The organism is Falsihalocynthiibacter sp. BN13B15, from assembly GCF_041205415.1.
Classification (GTDB): domain Bacteria; phylum Pseudomonadota; class Alphaproteobacteria; order Rhodobacterales; family Rhodobacteraceae; genus Falsihalocynthiibacter; species Falsihalocynthiibacter arcticus.
In genome coordinates, this window is the sequence record NZ_JBGFCE010000004.1 from 215,576 (window position 1) to 232,713 (window position 17,138).

The 17,138-nt window shown below is 53.3% G+C and carries 17 protein-coding genes; 2 read left to right on the forward strand and 15 right to left on the reverse strand.

The window, feature by feature from the left end; translation table 11 throughout:
• Positions 1-2 precede the first annotated feature (2 nt).
• The 4 genes from AB9F26_RS08760 to AB9F26_RS08775 form a co-directional block, all read right to left on the reverse strand.
• On the reverse strand, positions 3-959 hold the full coding sequence (locus tag AB9F26_RS08760) for an extensin family protein (protein ID WP_369767804.1): 957 nt from the start codon (positions 957-959) through the stop codon (positions 3-5).
• Positions 956-1,900, reverse strand: coding sequence for a prephenate/arogenate dehydrogenase family protein (locus AB9F26_RS08765; RefSeq protein ID WP_369767805.1), 945 nt, complete (start codon positions 1,898-1,900; stop codon positions 956-958). Before AB9F26_RS08765 ends, AB9F26_RS08760 begins: the two co-directional genes overlap by 4 nt.
• Positions 1,897-3,012 (reverse strand): histidinol-phosphate transaminase, encoded by a 1,116-nt coding sequence (hisC, locus tag AB9F26_RS08770; protein WP_369767806.1) that lies wholly within the window; start codon positions 3,010-3,012, stop codon positions 1,897-1,899. The genes AB9F26_RS08765 and hisC overlap by 4 nt, the downstream gene beginning before the upstream one ends.
• Positions 3,013-3,140: 128 nt before the next feature.
• Positions 3,141-4,571, reverse strand: coding sequence for an aminotransferase class V-fold PLP-dependent enzyme (locus tag AB9F26_RS08775; protein WP_369767807.1), 1,431 nt, complete (start codon positions 4,569-4,571; stop codon positions 3,141-3,143).
• Between the two features lie 101 nt (positions 4,572-4,672).
• On the opposite strand from AB9F26_RS08775, the gene AB9F26_RS08780 reads away from it, so the two are divergent.
• Positions 4,673-5,134 (forward strand): Lrp/AsnC family transcriptional regulator, encoded by a 462-nt coding sequence (locus AB9F26_RS08780; RefSeq protein ID WP_369754415.1) that lies wholly within the window; start codon positions 4,673-4,675, stop codon positions 5,132-5,134.
• A 57-nt stretch (positions 5,135-5,191) separates the two neighbouring features.
• Here AB9F26_RS08780 and rpsD read toward each other — a convergent pair whose 3' ends face one another.
• The 8 genes from rpsD to AB9F26_RS08820 form a co-directional block, all read right to left on the reverse strand.
• Entirely contained in the window at positions 5,192-5,812 is a 621-nt protein-coding gene (rpsD, locus tag AB9F26_RS08785) for a 30S ribosomal protein S4 (protein WP_039004416.1), read from the reverse strand.
• Positions 5,813-5,989: 177 nt separating this feature from the next.
• Entirely contained in the window at positions 5,990-7,084 is a 1,095-nt protein-coding gene (locus AB9F26_RS08790) for a Hint domain-containing protein (RefSeq protein ID WP_335585601.1), read from the reverse strand.
• An 88-nt stretch (positions 7,085-7,172) separates the two neighbouring features.
• Positions 7,173-8,096: a lipid A-modifier LpxR family protein gene (locus AB9F26_RS08795; protein WP_369767808.1), complete on the reverse strand. Its 924-nt coding sequence runs from the start codon at positions 8,094-8,096 to the stop codon at positions 7,173-7,175.
• Between the two features lie 163 nt (positions 8,097-8,259).
• On the reverse strand, positions 8,260-8,688 hold the full coding sequence (locus AB9F26_RS08800) for an SRPBCC domain-containing protein (RefSeq protein ID WP_335585603.1): 429 nt from the start codon (positions 8,686-8,688) through the stop codon (positions 8,260-8,262).
• On the reverse strand, positions 8,681-9,028 hold the full coding sequence (locus AB9F26_RS08805; RefSeq protein ID WP_335585604.1) for a metalloregulator ArsR/SmtB family transcription factor: 348 nt from the start codon (positions 9,026-9,028) through the stop codon (positions 8,681-8,683). Before AB9F26_RS08805 ends, AB9F26_RS08800 begins: the two co-directional genes overlap by 8 nt.
• Before the next feature lie 298 nt (positions 9,029-9,326).
• Positions 9,327-9,563: an N-6 DNA methylase gene (locus AB9F26_RS08810; protein ID WP_369767928.1), complete on the reverse strand. Its 237-nt coding sequence runs from the start codon at positions 9,561-9,563 to the stop codon at positions 9,327-9,329.
• An 83-nt stretch (positions 9,564-9,646) separates the two neighbouring features.
• The gene (locus tag AB9F26_RS08815) at positions 9,647-10,072 is read right to left on the reverse strand and encodes an N-6 DNA methylase (protein WP_369767809.1); all 426 of its coding nucleotides are present in this window, start codon (positions 10,070-10,072) and stop codon (positions 9,647-9,649) included.
• Between the two features lie 915 nt (positions 10,073-10,987).
• Positions 10,988-13,252 carry an adenosylcobalamin-dependent ribonucleoside-diphosphate reductase gene (locus AB9F26_RS08820; RefSeq protein ID WP_369767810.1) on the reverse strand — a complete coding sequence of 755 codons (2,265 nt, stop codon included), beginning with the start codon at positions 13,250-13,252 and terminating at the stop codon, positions 10,988-10,990.
• 144 nt (positions 13,253-13,396) lie between these two features.
• On the opposite strand from AB9F26_RS08820, the gene AB9F26_RS08825 reads away from it, so the two are divergent.
• Positions 13,397-13,819: a DUF1489 family protein gene (locus tag AB9F26_RS08825; protein ID WP_369767811.1), complete on the forward strand. Its 423-nt coding sequence runs from the start codon at positions 13,397-13,399 to the stop codon at positions 13,817-13,819.
• 8 nt (positions 13,820-13,827) lie between these two features.
• Here AB9F26_RS08825 and hisG read toward each other — a convergent pair whose 3' ends face one another.
• Genes hisG through hisS form a run of 3 tightly spaced genes read right to left on the reverse strand, consistent with a single transcriptional unit; the run spans position 13,828 to position 17,121 of the window.
• Positions 13,828-14,526 (reverse strand): ATP phosphoribosyltransferase, encoded by a 699-nt coding sequence (gene hisG, locus AB9F26_RS08830; RefSeq protein WP_369767812.1) that lies wholly within the window; start codon positions 14,524-14,526, stop codon positions 13,828-13,830.
• Positions 14,523-15,629 (reverse strand): ATP phosphoribosyltransferase regulatory subunit, encoded by a 1,107-nt coding sequence (locus AB9F26_RS08835; protein ID WP_369767813.1) that lies wholly within the window; start codon positions 15,627-15,629, stop codon positions 14,523-14,525. The genes hisG and AB9F26_RS08835 overlap by 4 nt, the downstream gene beginning before the upstream one ends.
• Positions 15,613-17,121: a histidine--tRNA ligase gene (gene hisS / locus AB9F26_RS08840; protein ID WP_369767814.1), complete on the reverse strand. Its 1,509-nt coding sequence runs from the start codon at positions 17,119-17,121 to the stop codon at positions 15,613-15,615. The genes AB9F26_RS08835 and hisS overlap by 17 nt, the downstream gene beginning before the upstream one ends.
• Positions 17,122-17,138 lie beyond the last annotated feature (17 nt).

Below are 17,138 nucleotides of genomic sequence, written 5' to 3' on the forward strand. Positions count from 1 at the left end.
GGCTATTTGCAATACGAACCGCTGCGATAACTGGCGGTATCAAAATGGAAATGGTCACGATGATAGCTATTGGCAGAAGGGCCAAGCACCGTTCCGAACGGACCGCAGGCAGACTTGTGCATGGCCCGTAAAAGCTTCCCTTGGGCCTTGCTATTCCAGCCTTTTAGGACCGAAATCGATACACCGTTAGCAAGAGTAATACCGGAAATATCCACGGCTTTCCCTTTGCCATGTTCCGAAACCTTTTCGCCTTTTTGGTTATTGCGCGTGCGACAGCTATACCCCGAAATAACATCAATGCGTGCAACTCCGCCGCCAAGGCGTCCGACGGCGGGTTTTACGCCTTTTTCCACCCAATTGTGCAATGTTATGGCTGTATTGCAATCCATTGTGGCGGCTCTCGAAAGGGGAATGCCCGCGACGGAAGTTACGGATACAGGATTTTCAACACCGCAGCCTTTGATTTTTCCCGGAATTGCACTCATGGTTTGGCCGCGAATTCTGCTGCTTCCACAAATTGATCCCTTATTGCTGGTCGGGACGGATTGTGGCGCTTTCACTGCTGCGAGCGTCACAACTTCTTGCTGTGTCGTTGCGCGTGGTTTCGTAACGATACGCCCCTCAGGCCGTGACAAAGGTCGCAGCGAATGTTCAACGGCGGATTTTGACGCGACCATTGTGACAGTGGTCTTTGTGACAACTTTGGTCATAGGAATTGATTTTTTCAAGGGGGCGGTTCCCCCAAGCGCAACGGGCCGCGGAACGGGGCGTACGGAGGCACTGTAATAGACAGGAACCAGCATCAACCGCGGTTCCGACGACACGGGCGACGTCTTAGAAACCACCCCTTCGGTCGGACGAGAAAGAGGACGAAGCGACTGTGTTGGAGCATTGGCAATACTGACCACGGGTGCACTGGCCAACAATGCGACAAGTACTCCTGCTCCAAGTAACTTCATTTTACGTCCTTTTTACCGCGCCCAAAATTTGGGGCGTCCGTATCCTGCCCTGCTTCGATAATACCACGTCGGATGGCGCGTGTATGCGTAAAATAATCGAACAAATGTTCGCCATCACCGGTTCGAATGGCGCGTTGGAGCGCAAACAGTTCCTCGGTGAAGCGCCCAAGGATTTCAAGCGTGGCTTCTTTGTTATTGAGGAACACATCGCGCCACATGGTCGGATCACTTGCGGCGATGCGGGTAAAATCGCGAAAACCTGCCGCTGAATATTTGATTACTTCGCTGTCGGTAACACGTCGCAGATCGTCGGCAACCCCCACCATTGTATAGGCAATGAGGTGGGGTGCGTGGCTGGTTACGGCGAGGACAAGATCGTGGTGCTCCGCGTCCATTTCCTCAACATTTGAACCCACACCTTCCCACAACGCGCGCAATTGCGCGATGGCGGCAGCATCGGAGTTTTCGACGGGAACAAGCAAACACCAGCGATTATCAAAGAGTTCGGCAAAGCCCGAACGCGGGCCGGAATGCTCTGTCCCTGCAAGAGGATGGCCCGGAATGAAATGCACGCCCTCTGGAATATGGGGGCCAACAGCGTCGATAACCGCGCGCTTCACAGAGCCAACATCCGTAACGGTCGCACCCTTTTTCAAATAGGGAGCAATCTCCTGTGCGACGGATTCCATTGCGCCTATCGGCACGCAGAGCACAATAAGGTCTGCCCCTTCACAAGCTGCGGCGGCGCTGTCACAAACTTCGTCGCACAATCCGATTTCACGCGCAGTATCGCGTGTTTCTTGGCTACGCGCATATCCCGTCACGGTGCCTGCCAGATTTGCGCGTTTCATTGCCCAAAAAAGCGACGAGGCAATCAAGCCCAATCCAATGAGGGCGACCTTGCCGTAAACCGGTGCGCGCTGTGGTGCCGATCCGCTCATTGCGGGCCTTCAATCGCCGGTTCGGAAAGGACTGCGTTGAAAAAGTTGGAAATTGTGTGCGCGACACGACGACAAGACGCCTCATCCCCTACCGTGATCCGCAGGCAATTTGGCAATCCATAGGCCGCCACCTGACGCACAATCAGCCCCTCATTTGCAAGGGCCTGATTACAAGCTTCTGCCTGCACTTCATCGGCAAAACGTGCCAAGATGAAATTGGCAAAAGACGTGTCGCAATCAATCCCAAGCTCCAACAAAGCCAAAGTGAGCCATTTGCGCATCCGCGCGTTTTCTTTACGGCATTTGTCGACAAAACCGACATCACGTACTGCGGCCTCGGCCGAAGCAAGCCCCGCCGACGAAAGGTTAAAGGGGCCGCGAATACGGTTAAGAACGTCGATCACGTGGCGTGGACCATAGCCCCAGCCAACCCGCAATCCACCAAGCCCGTAGATCTTGGAAAATGTGCGCGTCATCACGACATTGTCGAGTTTATCAACCAGCGCTGTGCCGCCGTCGTAGCCCTCAACATATTCGGCATAGGCGCCGTCAATCACAAGAAGGGCTTTCTCAGGAATACCTGCCGCCAACCGTGCCATGTCACGACCACTGATCATCGTTCCCGTTGGGTTGTTCGGGTTCGCGATAAAAACTAGTCTGGTCTTGGGCGTACAAGCGGCAAGGATAGCATCCACATCCGCAACACGCTCTTTTTCGGCAACTTTCACTGGCGTTGCGCCCACAGCAAGAGTCGAAATCGGATACATCAAAAAGCCATGTTCCGTGTAAACCACTTCGTCGCCTGGCCCGGCGTAGGCTTGACATAAAAAGGTAATGACCTCATCCGAACCCGCGCCGCAAATGATGCGATCTGCGTCCAAATCATGAATTTGTGCAATGGCGGTGCGCAGCTCGATGTGATCGGAAGAGGGGTAGCGATTGAGGCTGTGCATTTCGCGCGCGTAGGCCACTTTTGCTGCATCCGACGCACCCAAAGGGTTTTCATTGGAGGACAGTTTCACCACATGCTCCATGCCCTCTACTGCGGATTTCCCCGATTTGTAGAGTTCAATTTGCAAAATACCTGGCTGTGGCTGGATAGTGGCACTCATAATAGGCTCCCCTTATGGGCTGGTTCTAGCGAGCCAGCCCAAGCTTTTCCATACGCAAATTGCGGCTAGGGCAAAGGTAAGTGGAAAACTTGACGATTGTGGGAAGGCGTGGCCGCGGGGCCACTATTCTAGCTTGCGCGCTTTACGCCTGGTACAAAGCGCGCGGTCGCTGCGTCAGCTTGGTAATATGCCATGTATTCTTGTGCATTCTCCGCCAGTTCGATCACGCTGTGAATGACTTTATGTACAGTTTCATCCGCCATCAAATAGCTGAAATTCAGACGCACCCAGCCCGGTTTACTCAGTTCTTCCCCTCCCCGAATAGCTGCAAACAAAGCCTCAGACTCCGGACGTTCAATCCCCAATAATCGATGCGCATACGGGCCAGCACAGGCACATCCGCCACGCGCCTGAACGCCATAGACGTCGGACAACATCCGCGTGAACAATTGCTGGTGGATCGGCGCACCCTTTGAATCCGTGATACACAGACTGAAAATTGGCAGCCGCTTTGCGGTCATATTCCCCAAAACTTCAATTTGTGGATGCGCCAAAAATGCGGCCATCGCTGCGGAACAAAATTTCGTTTCACGCTCTGAAATCAGAGCATGGCCTACGCGCTCCTTGACCAAAAAAGCGAGGGCTGCGCGGATATCACCGAGGACATTCGGCGTTCCAGCCTCTTCGCGCGCCTCGACCTTCTGAGAATATGCGTGCGCCCAAGGCGACACAAAATCAACCGTCCCACCTCCGGGACGGCTTGGCTTATCCCGCACAACACTGGCGCGACGGAGCACCAAAATACCCGACGACCCCGGACCTCCCGCAAATTTATGCGGTGATATTACCACGGCATCCTTGGCCAAATCCCCCTGCCCCATATCGATCGAAACATAGGGGCCAGCGCCTGCATAATCCCAAACAGCCAAGGCTCCGTGCGATTTAAGCAGCCTTGTCGTTTGTTCGTCGTCCGTTAAGATTCCGGTTACGTTCGACGCCTTTGAGAACGCCCCAATTTTGAGGTCGAAATCGGCATAGGTTTCGAGAGCCGTTTCCAAATACGTAAGGTTGGGACCACCAGTGCTTGCCTCGGGAATCTCTACGACCGTTGCCGCAGATTCACGCCATGGGAGGATGTTCGAGTGATGCTCATAAGGACCAACAAATACGACGGCTTTCTTGACTTCATTCACGCCAAGCAGGGACACAAGCTGGTTGATCCCCGCAGTCGCCCCCGATCCGGAAAACACCACAGCACAGTCGGGACCTGCCCCCGTCAATCGAGCGATCTCCGCCCGTGCTGCCGCGCGCAATTTTGTCATATACGCCCCGCAATAGGACGCCTCTGTATGCGAATTTGCGTAATATGGCAGGACTTCCTCAAGCATAAAACTTTCGACTTGTTGCAAGGCACGTCCCGATGCCACGTAGTCAGCATAGACAAGCGGCACGTCGCCATTGAGGCCCGGAATCATGATGCCCTCCCCGATCAACCCATTTCGGAAAGCGGCAATCGGGTCTGAAAAATCTATGGCATGCTTAAATGAGGTGAGTGGCATTATACTTCCTTACTGCTTAGCCAACAAATACCCCATAATTACGGCATATTTTACCCAAATTTCATTGCGTTTTCATAGTTTTTTGTGTCAAATGTCACATGATTACAAAAAAATTAGATCAAATAGACCGCCACATCCTTGCAGAATTGCAACGCGATTCGACGCTTTCCCAGCGCGCGATTGCCGAAAAAGTAGGCCTATCGCAAAATGCGTGCTGGCGGCGCATTCAGGCCATGACGCAGGACGGTGTCTTGCATGGCGCGACCGCGCGGATTGACCGGCGCAAACTCGGCCTCACGCTCGTGGTTTTCGTTATGCTGCGCACGCGTCATCACTCAGCGGAATGGTTGCGAGACTTCAGACGCCACGTGCTGACCATTCCAGAGGTTGTGGATTTTCACAGAATTGGCGGCGATTACGACTATCAACTCAAGGTCGTGACCGAGAGCATGGATACCTATGATAAGGTTTATCAACGCTTGATCGAGGGTGTCGAACTGGATGGGGTGACTAGTTATTTTGCGATGGAAAGCATCGCCGAAGGGCGCGCCCTCCCCCTGTAGAAAGCAAAAAGGGCCACCCGAAGGCAGCCCATTTCGTATACTCTGGTGTGGCGAAGATTAGTTCTTCGCGTAGAATTCCACAACAAGGTTTGGTTCCATTACAACTGGGTAAGGAACATCGCCAAGAGTTGGCGTGCGAACGAATGTCGCTGTCATTTTGTTGTGATCTACGTCCATGTAGTCAGGCACATCGCGCTCAGATAATTGTGTAGCTTCGATGACAACTGCGATTTGACGCGAACGATCACGTACGGCAATCACGTCGCCTTCTTTAACGCGGTAGGACGGGATGTTAACCTTGTTGCCATTCACTGTGACGTGGCCGTGGTTCACGAATTGACGTGCAGCAAAAACTGTTGCAACGAATTTCGCGCGATACACAACGGCGTCGAGGCGGCGTTCGAGAAGACCGATCAAGTTTTCACCTGTATCGCCTTTTACACGCTCAGCTTCGCCATAGATGCGGCGGAATTGCTTTTCGGTCAGGTCGCCATAGTAGCCTTTAAGCTTCTGCTTGGCGCGCAACTGTGTACCGAAGTCGGAAATTTTACCTTTACGGCGTTGACCGTGTTGGCCGGGGCCGTATTCGCGACGATTTACTGGGGATTTAGGACGGCCCCAGATGTTTTCGCCCATGCGACGGTCGATTTTATGTTTGGCAGACGTACGTTTAGTCACGACTGGATCCTTTCAAGTGCGCTCGAAACCGAGCTAGTGAAAGGTGCTTTCCTTTCCGACGAACCCCGAAAGGCCCCTCGGCGACAGAACATCCCTTGCGGGAGTCTCAAACACCAAAGAAATATCCCGACTACGAGAGCCGGGAACTTGGGGCTTATATAAGCTGGGAATGTGGAGTCAATGGGCTAGACGCGGGAATTTCCCACTATCGTGCTGCAAAATTGCGGCTTCAGATGCGGACAGATTGCGCCGCGCATATTCACCATACCCGTGCGTATCATAAGCGAGGTTTGGAAATGCCTCCAAAAGCGCCGCACGTTGGCTATCTTCGATCACCCCTAGCGCCATATTTGCAGGATGGAAACTCTCGCTTTGAACTCCATTTGCCCAGACAATTTGATGGCTTTCGAGCATGAGGTGCACATAGGTCACCTCGCGCACCTTGTGGTCAATCGTGATCGACAGGTCGTTGATCAAGTCCTTCGCGGCGACCAAAACTTCTGATGTATTAAACAAGAGTTGCGCCGCGGGCCCACTCACAAGCATCCGGTGATTTGGTGACACTAAAAGATCACTCTCGGGTTCATCATCATTCAACGCGCCGGCACGAATACGCACGGGGCGAAATTCCGGCATCGCGTAAAGGCGCGCGCCCGTCATGCGCCGTGCCCCAATCCACTGGATTTGCTGACACCCGTTGTCCTTTGTTTGGATGCTATCCCCCACGGACAAGCTTTCAACCAGTCGGGAGCCGTCCTCTGTGCGGATCAAGGTACCCGCAGCAAAACAAATCATACCGCTCGTAGGGGTATTGGACATTTGTTGGTGTCGCGCATCGCGCAACACACGGTGCACAATCCATAAATCGGTATCCGCTGGGGGTACTTCGTCGAGGAACATCAAAAGCGGTTGAGGAGATGCAGTAATTTCGATCATCGTCACAGTGTACGTCCGACGGCCATCGGTCACGGTAAACCCGTTATCCAAAGAGGAGCCTTGGCCCTCAATATCATCAATATTCTGATTTCTTGTCGCATCGACCGCATCGCCCATAAGGCGCTGTACCATGCGTGCTGCACGTTTTCTGAGGTCTGCCGATCCCTTGGCTTCGTGAAGGCGCAATACCCCCTGAGGGCCGTCGACCCGCACAGAAGTTCCGCTCCAACGCCAGTTGGCGCCTACCGTTAACGCATCCACATCTGCAGCGTTTTCGCCGTCTATTGCGGTTTGCGTCCAAGTGATGACAAACGTGCCTTTAAAGCCCGTTTTCATATGCCTGTATGCCTGCTCTTTTTTTATTTATTCGTTAATTGCTAACACACAGTGATTCTTTTTGGGAAGAACGGAAAGTATCTTTTACCTAAAAGCGTCGCCTAAGGGCCACAGACCCAACAACCTGACCTTCGCTTTGTTCGTCAAATTCTTTGCCCAAATAGGTAAGCCCGTAGAAAACCGAATGGCTCTCGCCCTGCCATTGTACCCCAGCACGTGCCCGCACGCGATTTTGGTTCAGAGTTATTCCGTCCTGAGACGGCAAATATTGCGAGCTTTCTACAAAAGCGATGTCGCCGCCAACAAGAAAGGACACCCCATATGCGCGCTCAAACGTAGCCCGGTAAGGCTGCCCCGTGCCCACGTCCCGCAGCCAAAGATCATTTTGCCCGACTTTGCCAAAAATAAAGTCCGCACCAATCCGCGCGAAATTTTCGTCGCCAATACGGAACTCCGCGAAGGGACGCACGGACTCGGCATCACCAAAGCGGATCTGTTGCGACGCCGCGCCACTAATCGTGGGCATGATTTTATCGCCAATCTGCATGTCCAAAACTTCGTCGCTTACTTTTGGGGCTCCAAGCACGCGGTGTGCTGTATTTTGGAAGCTACCGACCCCTGTTGACGGACCAACGGCCACCAGATCGACGCCGAAATTATAGTCGACGGATTGGCGATCAAAATAGGTGTGCAAACCGAACGTTAGCGTTCCCGCATAGCGCCGATCACGGGCGTTCGGATTGACAATATTTGACGGAGCCAGAATATCGGTGCGAAAACGCCACTCAACCATCGCGCCAATCTCTTCAGGGTAAGCGCCGTCCCATTCTTCAGAGGCACGCATTTTACTGATAACATAAGCTCCAGATCGCCAACGATCCTTCCCATCGCCCAAATAGTCGTTGGTAAAGAGGCGTCCGGTCCCGAAGGTGAATTTCTCACCGGCTTGCGCAACCGAGCATAATGCTATTGCCGCAAGAAAAGTGAGTGTTGAAAAAAGTGTCTGCCGCATTGTATATCCCTTCGCCGCCCCCAGCGTTCCCTTCGGATGTACGCGCCGTCGTTCTTACACGCCAGTAAGTTTTTACGTTTCCTCATGCGGCGCGACCTTCCGGACACAGACAAACGCGCCAATACGCCCCATGCAATTGCGCGCGGGGCGTCGATCTATGTTCTCACTTTGCAGACAAAACAGTGTCGAGTTTTTCTAGAATATTTATCCAACCGCCTTGGTGATTGTCGCGGGTTTCTTCGTCCATAAATCGGATGTGCGTTAGGGTGACGTGCGTTCCACTTTCTACCGGCTTAAAGGTGAGCGTAACGGTGCTATCGTCCACGGATACATGCCCCATCCACGTAAAAACGATGCGCTCATGCGGCGAGATTTCTTTGTAATTGCCCGAATGCGGCAACTCGTTTCCGCCAACCTTCATCACCACTTCAAACGCGCCGCCCACTTTAGGGTCGTTAGAGGCACGCGGCACGGACATTTCCGCCGCGGGATGCATAAATTTGCGCAGCATATCGGGGTTGAGCCACGCGTTAAACACGGCTTCCTGTGGTGCATTAATCTTGCGGTCAACTGTGAGGGAAAGTTCAGTCATCGTCCGTATCTCCTTGCGTAAAAATGTTGTCGAGCGCCTCAAGCCTGAGGTCCCAAATTGAGCGTAACGAAGCAAACCAAGCGTCGATCTCTGAAAGCGGGGCCATCTGAACTTCGATCAAATGCTCTCGCCATTCTGTCCGTCGGCGAACAAGCCCCACACGCTCTAACACTTTGATATGTTTAGAAACTGAATTGAGGCTCATATCAAACTGGCGATGAATGTCCGTGACACGCATCGGGCCATGCTGGGTTAAAAGCGTCAAAATTTCCCGACGTGTGGGATCACTTGCTGCTTTAAGTATCTCGCTCAGGCGATCTGGATTACTTCGTTCAACCATAAGGATGAATAACAGAACACCTCGCCGTCAGTCAACCAAAAAGTTGAATGAATGTTTGCACATTACCCGCCTTAGGAGCTCGAACCCTACTGACACCTCTCACGAGATGTGCTGCGGCAAAGACCTCCGCACACGTTTCGACCAGAGACAGCCCCCCTTCGAGCACATGAGTAACGATGTCCGCGGCAGGAACACGGGCGACATTCGACAATACACCACCAGTTCGCCACTGGAATGCCCGTGGTGGTGAACATGTTCGCTGGGAGTCCAATAACGGCGTCCAAGAGGTTGTCCTCGGTCATGTGAGTGATGAAGGCGTAGTCGCCCTTGGATTTTGGCGGAACTCCACGCCAGTAGCATTTATACAGGTCACTTGCTGCACCTTCGCCCCTCCCCATTTGTCCAAACTGAACGGTGGATTGGCGAGAACGACGTCGAACTTTTGCAATTGGTCGCCTTCAACAAGAGCAGGGCTGTACTGCGTGTCACACCATTCAATGCGCGCCGCATCTCGTACGTGCAGAAACATGTTCATCCGAACGAGTACCCAAGTAGCGCCGTTCACTTCTTGCCCATACAGCGCAAAGTTCTCAGACCCGACTTCCTGTCACGCCTATATCAGCACGAACCAGAACCGCAGGCCGGATCGCAGATCGTATCGCCGGGTTTAGGTGCGGCCAGTTTCGCCAAAAGGCCAGAGACAGCAGAGGGCGTATAAAATTCGTCCGCCTTTTTCCCCGCGTCCGAGGAAAAGCGCGAAATCAGGTAGATATAGCATTCGCCGATGATGTCCGCGCTCACGCGACTTGGGCTAAGGTCCATTGCCGGTTTTACGAAGTCTTTAAGCATGTTCTTAAGGCGGCGATTCCGGTCTTTCTGGCGGCCAAGGTTGAACTCGGAATTAAAGTCGAGGTTTCGGAAAACACTTTCGAGCTTGGCACGATCGGCGTCTTCGATCCTCTCTAACGGGATATTGATCCATTCGCCGATGTTGCCCTCACTCCGCCGATCGTGAAAGTCGGAGATGTACTTCAAGAACAACACAGGATGTAATCTTTGTACTGCCCAGCATCGACGACACTCCGGTAGGTGTCGCAAGCGGCCCTCGCGGTCTGGTTGATTTGTTGCTGTGTAATCTGGTCGGTCATTGACTGTATCCCTGTTTGGAGGCGAGCTTCGCTCGCTGAGAACGAGGTTGACTAGCTGCCGGCGACGGCCAGAAAGTTCGCGCAACAGACCGCTTTCTCGCCATGCGAGAGCATCGAAATTCGCAATGTTGTATTAAGCTTCGAAGCTGGGAACAGAAATCTCCAATTGTTCGAGCACAGATTTCGATATCATATGTATGCTGGTTCCCTGCGCCTCAGAGCCGAGCTTGCGTTGTGCGTCTGGCTGGTTAATCGCCCATGCCAAATAGGCAGGATGGACGCGCGTCGGATCTGGGTGCACAACAATCAGCGGACCAATAACGGCTGCAGGCTCTTTGAGAGATACACTTACAACGGCCGCAGAATTCGGCCCCGCGCGAAACTTAAAAATGACCTTACCACCTCGAACAAGGTAGCGATCCGAAATGCCTTCGAGATTTTACCGCTACAGCGACCCGTCAGTGATGTCTCCACGAGATCCCACGTCGCGAAGCTGAATAGCTGGTATGCCACCAATTGAAGTCGGCTCAAGCCTGCCACGGGAAGTATCGCCTGATGAATATCAGCAAATTTGACCGACCAGCATGATAAAAGTCCTGTAATTAGATTACAGACAAATAACCGTCACGTGACGTCCAGAATTTTATTTGCAATAATCACTGTACCGCATTATTTTTAAGACCCACGATCAAATAAATTCAAATATCCGAAACAGGTTAAGTAAACGATCATTAATAAATACACTTTCGGGAGGCAAACGGCCCAATGGCCAACTTTTGCTTGCGAAAACATCAAGATTACTGTTTCTCAACTACCCGCACTTGCTGTGGCCACAATCGCTACACGTCATACAGCCTTCCTTCATTTGCAAGCTATATTGCCCGCAGGACGGACAGGCCTTTCCACGTGGAGCGCCACCAATGGCCACAACATCCGCTTGTGGATCGGATTTGAGCCCCATCCCTTCGCCGGCAATGAACCCTGTGATGATAAGGTGACGTTCGATCACGCCGCCGATAGCCGCAAGGATTGAAGGCACATATTTGCCCTCCATCCACGCGCCACCCCGAGGATCAAACACAGCTTTCAACTCTTCGACCACAAAGCTCACATCCCCTCCACGGCGGAACACGGCAGAAATCATCCGTGTAAGGGCGACAGTCCAAGCAAAATGCTCCATATTTTTGGAGTTGATAAACACCTCAAACGGACGACGATGACCGCCAATAACAACGTCATTCACCGTGATGTAAATCGCATGCTCGCTGTCAGGCCATTTCAGCTTGTATGTATTTCCTTCAAGGGCTTGTGGGCGATCCAATGGCTCCGTTATGTAAACAACGTCCGCCCCTGAATCGACTTCTGGAGCCTTTTCGCTTTCGCTAGATACAGACAAAACGCTGCCCGTCACGTCATTGGGACGATAGGTTGTGCAACCTTTGCAGCCCTGATCCCATGCGGCCATATAGACCTCTTTGAAATCCTCAAAGCTAATATCTTCTGGGCAATTGATGGTCTTGGAAATCGAGCTATCGATCCATTTTTGCGCGGCCGCTTGCATACGAACGTGATCAAGGGGCGCAAGGGTTTGCGCATTCACGAAATAGTCGGGAAGTGCTTCGTCGCCTTTAATTTGACGCCACATATCGACCGCATAATCCACGACTTCTTCTTCGGTGCGCGAGCCATCTTTTTGCAGAACTTTACGCGTATAGGCATAGGCAAAAACCGGTTCAATCCCGCTCGAAACATTGCCAGCATAGAGCGAAATCGTGCCCGTTGGCGCGATGGACGTCAAAAGCGCGTTGCGAATTCCGTGCTTGCGGATCGCGTCGCGCACGTCGTCATCCATTTGCATCATGTTGCCGGTTGCCAGATATTTTTCGGCATCAAATAATGGGAACGCACCCTTTTCTTTCGCCAAGTCCACCGAGGCCAGATAGGCCGCGCGCGCAATAGCCTTCATCCAAGCTTCGGTTTGACGCGCGGCTTCCTCGGAACCATACTTCTGGCCAACCATCAAAAGCGCATCTGCAAGGCCTGTTACACCAAGACCAATCCGACGTTTCGCTGCCGCTTCTTGGGCCTGCGCCTCAAGGGGGAAACGGCTTTCGTCGACCACATTGTCCATCATACGGACGGCTGTAGCGACCAAATCAGAAAGCAACGCCTCGTCCAATGCTGCGGTCGTCTCAAAAGGATCAGACACCAACCGCGCCATATTGATCGAGCCCAAAAGGCACGCGCCATAGGGTGGTAGAGGTTGTTCGCCACAGGGGTTCGTCGCGGCAATTGTTTCGCAATAGCTTAGGTTATTAGCCATATTAATCCGGTCGATAAAAATCACACCGGGTTCGGCATAATCATACGTGCCCTGCATGATCTTGTTCCACAAATCACGCGCTTGGATTGTGTGATAGATCGTGTCGTTAAACTTCAATTCCCAACTGCCGTCTGCTTTTACCGCTTCCATAAAATCATCGGTGATGAGCACGGAAAGGTTAAACATTCGCAGACGCGCACTGTCTTTTTTGGCTGTGATGAAATCTTCGATATCGGGGTGGTCGCACCGCATTGTGGCCATCATCGCGCCGCGGCGACTGCCTGCGGACATGATCGTGCGACACATGGAATCCCACACATCCATGAACGACAACGGCCCCGATGCATCCGCAGCCACGCCCATAACGCCCGCGCCTCTGGGGCGAATTGTTGAGAAATCGTAGCCAATGCCGCCGCCTTGCTGCATCGTCAGCGCGGCCTCTTTTAGCATGTCAAAAATGCCGCCCATGCTGTCGGGAACGGTGCCCATAACAAAACAGTTGAAAAGCGTTACAGCACGCCCTGTACCTGCACCCGCCGTGATCCGGCCTGCTGGCAAATATTTAAAGTCTTCAAGCGCTTCATAGAATTTGCCTTCCCAATCGGAAGGCGTTTTTTCAACAGACGCTAGCGAGCGCGCGATCCGGCGCCAGCTATCTTCGACACTTGCATCAATGGCCGTCCCATCCGCATTTTTGAAGCGATACTTCATGTCCCAAATTTGTTCGGCGATAGGGGCAGAGAAACGGCTCATAAGATAGTCCTGTGTTTGCGTGTGGCAGGGTGATTTTGATAAACTTTAATTGCAAATGGGTCAATTGCAATTAGACCCCTTCTTGAAGTATGTTGTGGCCTAGGGCAAGAGTAATTTGTCCATATATTGGGGTTCGTTGCAAATATGACCATACATCTAGTAAAGCTATGCGTCGGCATCGAGTCGTTTGAACACTTGCAATCATTCCGCGAGGCGCGCGCCACCTCGCCAGAATCCCCCTCGCAACATGTAACCCGTATGTGGCCCAAACGCGAACCCGAATTGCTCGGGGGAGGCTCTCTTTATTGGGTCATTAAAGGAGTCATTCAAGCACGTCAGCGAATCCACTCGCTTGAAGAAAAAATCGGCGAAGATGGCATACGACGCTGCGCGATCCTGATGGAACCCACGCTTATTCGGACACAGCCTGCGACGCGGCGCGCCTTCCAAGGATGGCGTTACCTAAAACCAGAAGATGCCCCCGCAGACCTTTTCCGCAGCACGCGCGCCGAAGATGAATTACCCGCCCATTTGGCAGCAGCCCTCGGCGAAATCGGCGTCCTTTAGGGCCAAAATTAATCCGATATTTCGAGCTTATCCAGCAGGTCCCGCAAAATTTTACGACCATCATTGCCCCAATCCGCATTGCGGGAGCGCAGCAGTGTGGCCTGCGATTTATGCACGACACCATCGACCAAAACCTTGAGGTGGTTGGCGCGTAAAGTATCCCCAGTGGAGGTAATATCGGCAATCATTTCCGCGGTTTCGTGCTTTACTGTGCCCTCGGTCGCGCCTTGACTGTCCTCGAGTTGATAGTCGGCCACCCCATGATCCCGCAGAAAATCACGTACCAAACGGTGATACTTTGTCGCGATTCTCAGCCGCATTCCGTGTGTGGCGCGAAACTGTGCCGCCACCGCGTCAAGATCGTCCAGCGTTTCCACATCGACCCAACAGATTGGTACGGCGATAACAAGGTCGGCATGTCCAAAACCCATCAAGGCAAGTTCCGCCACTTGGTTTTCCCAGACGGCCAGTTTTTCGCGAATGAGGTCTGTGCCCGTCACCCCGAGATGTATGCGCCCAGCGGCCAATTCGCGCGGAATTTCACCCGCCGACATCAGCACCAGTTCAACGCCTTCCACACCGTCAATGGCCCCTGCGTATTCTCGCTCCGACCCTGTGCGGCGAAGCGAAATTCCCCGCGCGCCAAACCAGTCGAAGGTTTTTTCCATCAACCGCCCTTTGGAGGGGACACCAATTTTGATCGTCATACCGTGCCCTCCCTTAAGCCCCAAGTGAGGCCTGGTCTGATGACGCCCCCAACGGCGGGAATCGATTCACCCTGCCCCAAAACACGGGTCAACGCATCATACCGCCCGCCCGTCGCAACAGGCGGTAAATCTGGGCGGCCCGACACATAGAACCCAAAAACGAATCCATCGTAATATTCCATCGTGCTGCGCCCATAAGACGTTTCAAAATCGAGACTATCCACGTCGACACCAAGCTCAGACATCGCGTCCAGTCGTTTGGACAGTTGCTCGACAGCGGGCCCAATAGACGGCAAGTCAATCGCGATATCATGCAAAGCTTCGACAACATTTGGCGCCGTTTCCCTCAGCTTCAAAATTTCTTCCAGAATCTCGACTTCTCCTGCGGAAATCGCGGGAGATTTCGCGTCCTCTTCCAGATATCTTAGGCGTGCTGCGATCTCGGCGGCGCTTCGTTGGCCGACAAAAGTTCCTGCATTCTCGATCATCTGTTCGGCCGACAGTGTGCGTAATTTCTTAAGCATCTTTAGACGGCTCGCGGGCGCGGGTTTACGTCCGCCAAAACGGTCCAGAAGGGCACGAAACCGATGAGGACGCCATATGTGGCGCAGCAAGGCCGCGCGGCGTCGCTCGGTTGTTCCCAACCCTTTGACCGCCGCCATAAGAATCCCAATATCGCCCGTCGCAGCGCGCAGGCCCAAAGGCGACAGCACCTCTTGGAACAACGCAAAGACTTCGGCATCGGAGGCCGCTGGATCAGCACCATCAAACAACTCGTAGCCAACTTGAAAATACTCATTCGCTCGTGCAGTATCTTCTTCTTGCCGACGAAAAACTTCGCCCGCATAGGCATAGCGCGCAGGGGATGCGCCACTTTTCATATGCATTTGCACAACGGGCACCGTGAAATCAGGACGCAACATTTGCTCGCCGCGCAAGGGGTCGTTGGTCACATAAGCGCGTGCGCGAATGTCCTCACCATAGAGGTCCAAAAGCGTTTCGGCGGGTTGCAGGATATCGGTATCAACGACCTGCGCACCAGCGGCGATAAAAAACGCCTGAAGACGGGCGGCTTCGTCGCGGACTTCAGGTTTCTGAGTCATCGCTCTGCCCCTTTAACATGGCTTGCACTTGTGCGACCAATTCGTCGCGTGGCACTTCGATTTGGCTCGGGCGGGATTTCCATTCCTCAAGCGTCGCATTCTCGGCAATTTTCGCACCCAAAATGAGGTCTTTGATCTGAACAACGCCGGCCACGGCCTCGTCGCCTCCCTGAATAATCGCAATCGGGGAATGGCGATTATCCGCATATTTCAACTGGTTGCCAAAGTTTTTCGGATTGCCCAAATAGACTTCGGCGCGAATGCCCGCTTGGCGCAATTCCGCAACCATTGTTTGGTAATCAGCCATGCGAGCCTTATCCATCACGGTCACAACAACGGGTCCTGCGGTGCGGGTATCGACACGTCCCTTGGCCGTCAAAGCCGCCAACAGGCGGTCGACGCCAATCGAGACTCCCGTTGCTGGAACCTCTTGACCGGTAAATCTCTTCACAAGATCGTCGTAACGACCTCCGCCTGCGACGGAGCCAAACTGGCGCTTATTGCCCTTTTCGTCGAGCACTTCAAAAGTCAATTCGGCCTCATAAACGGGCCCTGTGTAATAGCCCAATCCGCGTACAACAGCAGGATCAATCTCAATACGATCACTCGCATAGCCCTGTGCGGCGAGCAATTCCGTAATCGTTTCAAGTTCGTCGACACCTTCAGCGCCAACGGCCGACCCCGCGACCAATTCGCGCAAACGCGCCACGGTTAAGGCGCCTGTTTCGCGCTTGGCCGCCATGAAGCCCATGACTACATCGGCCTGCGCCTCTGTCAATCCAGCGCCATCGGTGAAGTCGCCACTCGCGTCTTTACGGCCCGCGCCAAGAAGTGCGCGCACGCCCGTTTCGCCTAGACGATCCAACTTATCAATCGCCCGCAAAACAATCCCGCGTTCGGCTTCAAACTTCTCCGGATCAGACGGGTCAAGAACTCCCGCGACTTCCATCACGCCGTTCAAAACTTTGCGGTTATTCACCCGCACAATATAATCCCCGCGCTCGATTCCGACCTGCTCAAGCGTGTCCGACAACATCGCGCAAATCTCGGCGTCAGCAGCAACACTCGCGGTGCCAACAGTATCCGCGTCGCACTGGTAAAACTGACGGAAACGCCCAGGTCCTGGCTTCTCATTGCGCCAAACTGGCCCCATCGCATAGCGGCGATACGGCGTGGGCAAATCATTGCGGTGCTGCGCGAAAACCCGTGCCAAGGGGGCGGTCATATCATAGCGCAGCGCCACCCAACCAGAATCCTCTTCTTCCCACGCAAAAACACCCGCATTCGGGCGCTCCACATCGGGAAGGAACTTGCCCAAAGCCTCAACCGTTTCAACAGCAGCAGTCTCAAGAGCATCAAATCCATAACGATGATACACTTCGGCAATCTGATCGAGCATCTGTTTGCGCGCCGTTACTTCGGCACCAAAATAATCGCGGAATCCCTTGGGAGTAATCGCCTTGGGACGCGGTTGTTTTTTCTGCTTGGCCATGTCTTGCCCTCATCGCA

Coding starts and splice junctions, on each gene's coding strand:
- AB9F26_RS08760 (WP_369767804.1), bottom strand. CDS start 959: ATGAAGTTACTTGGAGCAGGAGTACTTGTCGCATTGTTGGCCAGTGCA.
- AB9F26_RS08765 (WP_369767805.1), bottom strand. CDS start 1,900: ATGAGCGGATCGGCACCACAGCGCGCACCGGTTTACGGCAAGGTCGCC.
- hisC (WP_369767806.1), bottom strand. CDS start 3,012: ATGAGTGCCACTATCCAGCCACAGCCAGGTATTTTGCAAATTGAACTC.
- AB9F26_RS08775 (WP_369767807.1), bottom strand. CDS start 4,571: ATGCCACTCACCTCATTTAAGCATGCCATAGATTTTTCAGACCCGATT.
- AB9F26_RS08790 (WP_335585601.1), bottom strand. CDS start 7,084: ATGAAAACGGGCTTTAAAGGCACGTTTGTCATCACTTGGACGCAAACC.
- AB9F26_RS08795 (WP_369767808.1), bottom strand. CDS start 8,096: ATGCGGCAGACACTTTTTTCAACACTCACTTTTCTTGCGGCAATAGCA.
- AB9F26_RS08800 (WP_335585603.1), bottom strand. CDS start 8,688: ATGACTGAACTTTCCCTCACAGTTGACCGCAAGATTAATGCACCACAG.
- AB9F26_RS08805 (WP_335585604.1), bottom strand. CDS start 9,028: ATGGTTGAACGAAGTAATCCAGATCGCCTGAGCGAGATACTTAAAGCA.
- AB9F26_RS08810 (WP_369767928.1), bottom strand. CDS start 9,563: ATGAACATGTTTCTGCACGTACGAGATGCGGCGCGCATTGAATGGTGT.
- AB9F26_RS08820 (WP_369767810.1), bottom strand. CDS start 13,252: ATGAGCCGTTTCTCTGCCCCTATCGCCGAACAAATTTGGGACATGAAG.
- AB9F26_RS08825 (WP_369767811.1), top strand. CDS start 13,397: ATGACCATACATCTAGTAAAGCTATGCGTCGGCATCGAGTCGTTTGAA.
- hisG (WP_369767812.1), bottom strand. CDS start 14,526: ATGACGATCAAAATTGGTGTCCCCTCCAAAGGGCGGTTGATGGAAAAA.
- AB9F26_RS08835 (WP_369767813.1), bottom strand. CDS start 15,629: ATGACTCAGAAACCTGAAGTCCGCGACGAAGCCGCCCGTCTTCAGGCG.
- hisS (WP_369767814.1), bottom strand. CDS start 17,121: ATGGCCAAGCAGAAAAAACAACCGCGTCCCAAGGCGATTACTCCCAAG.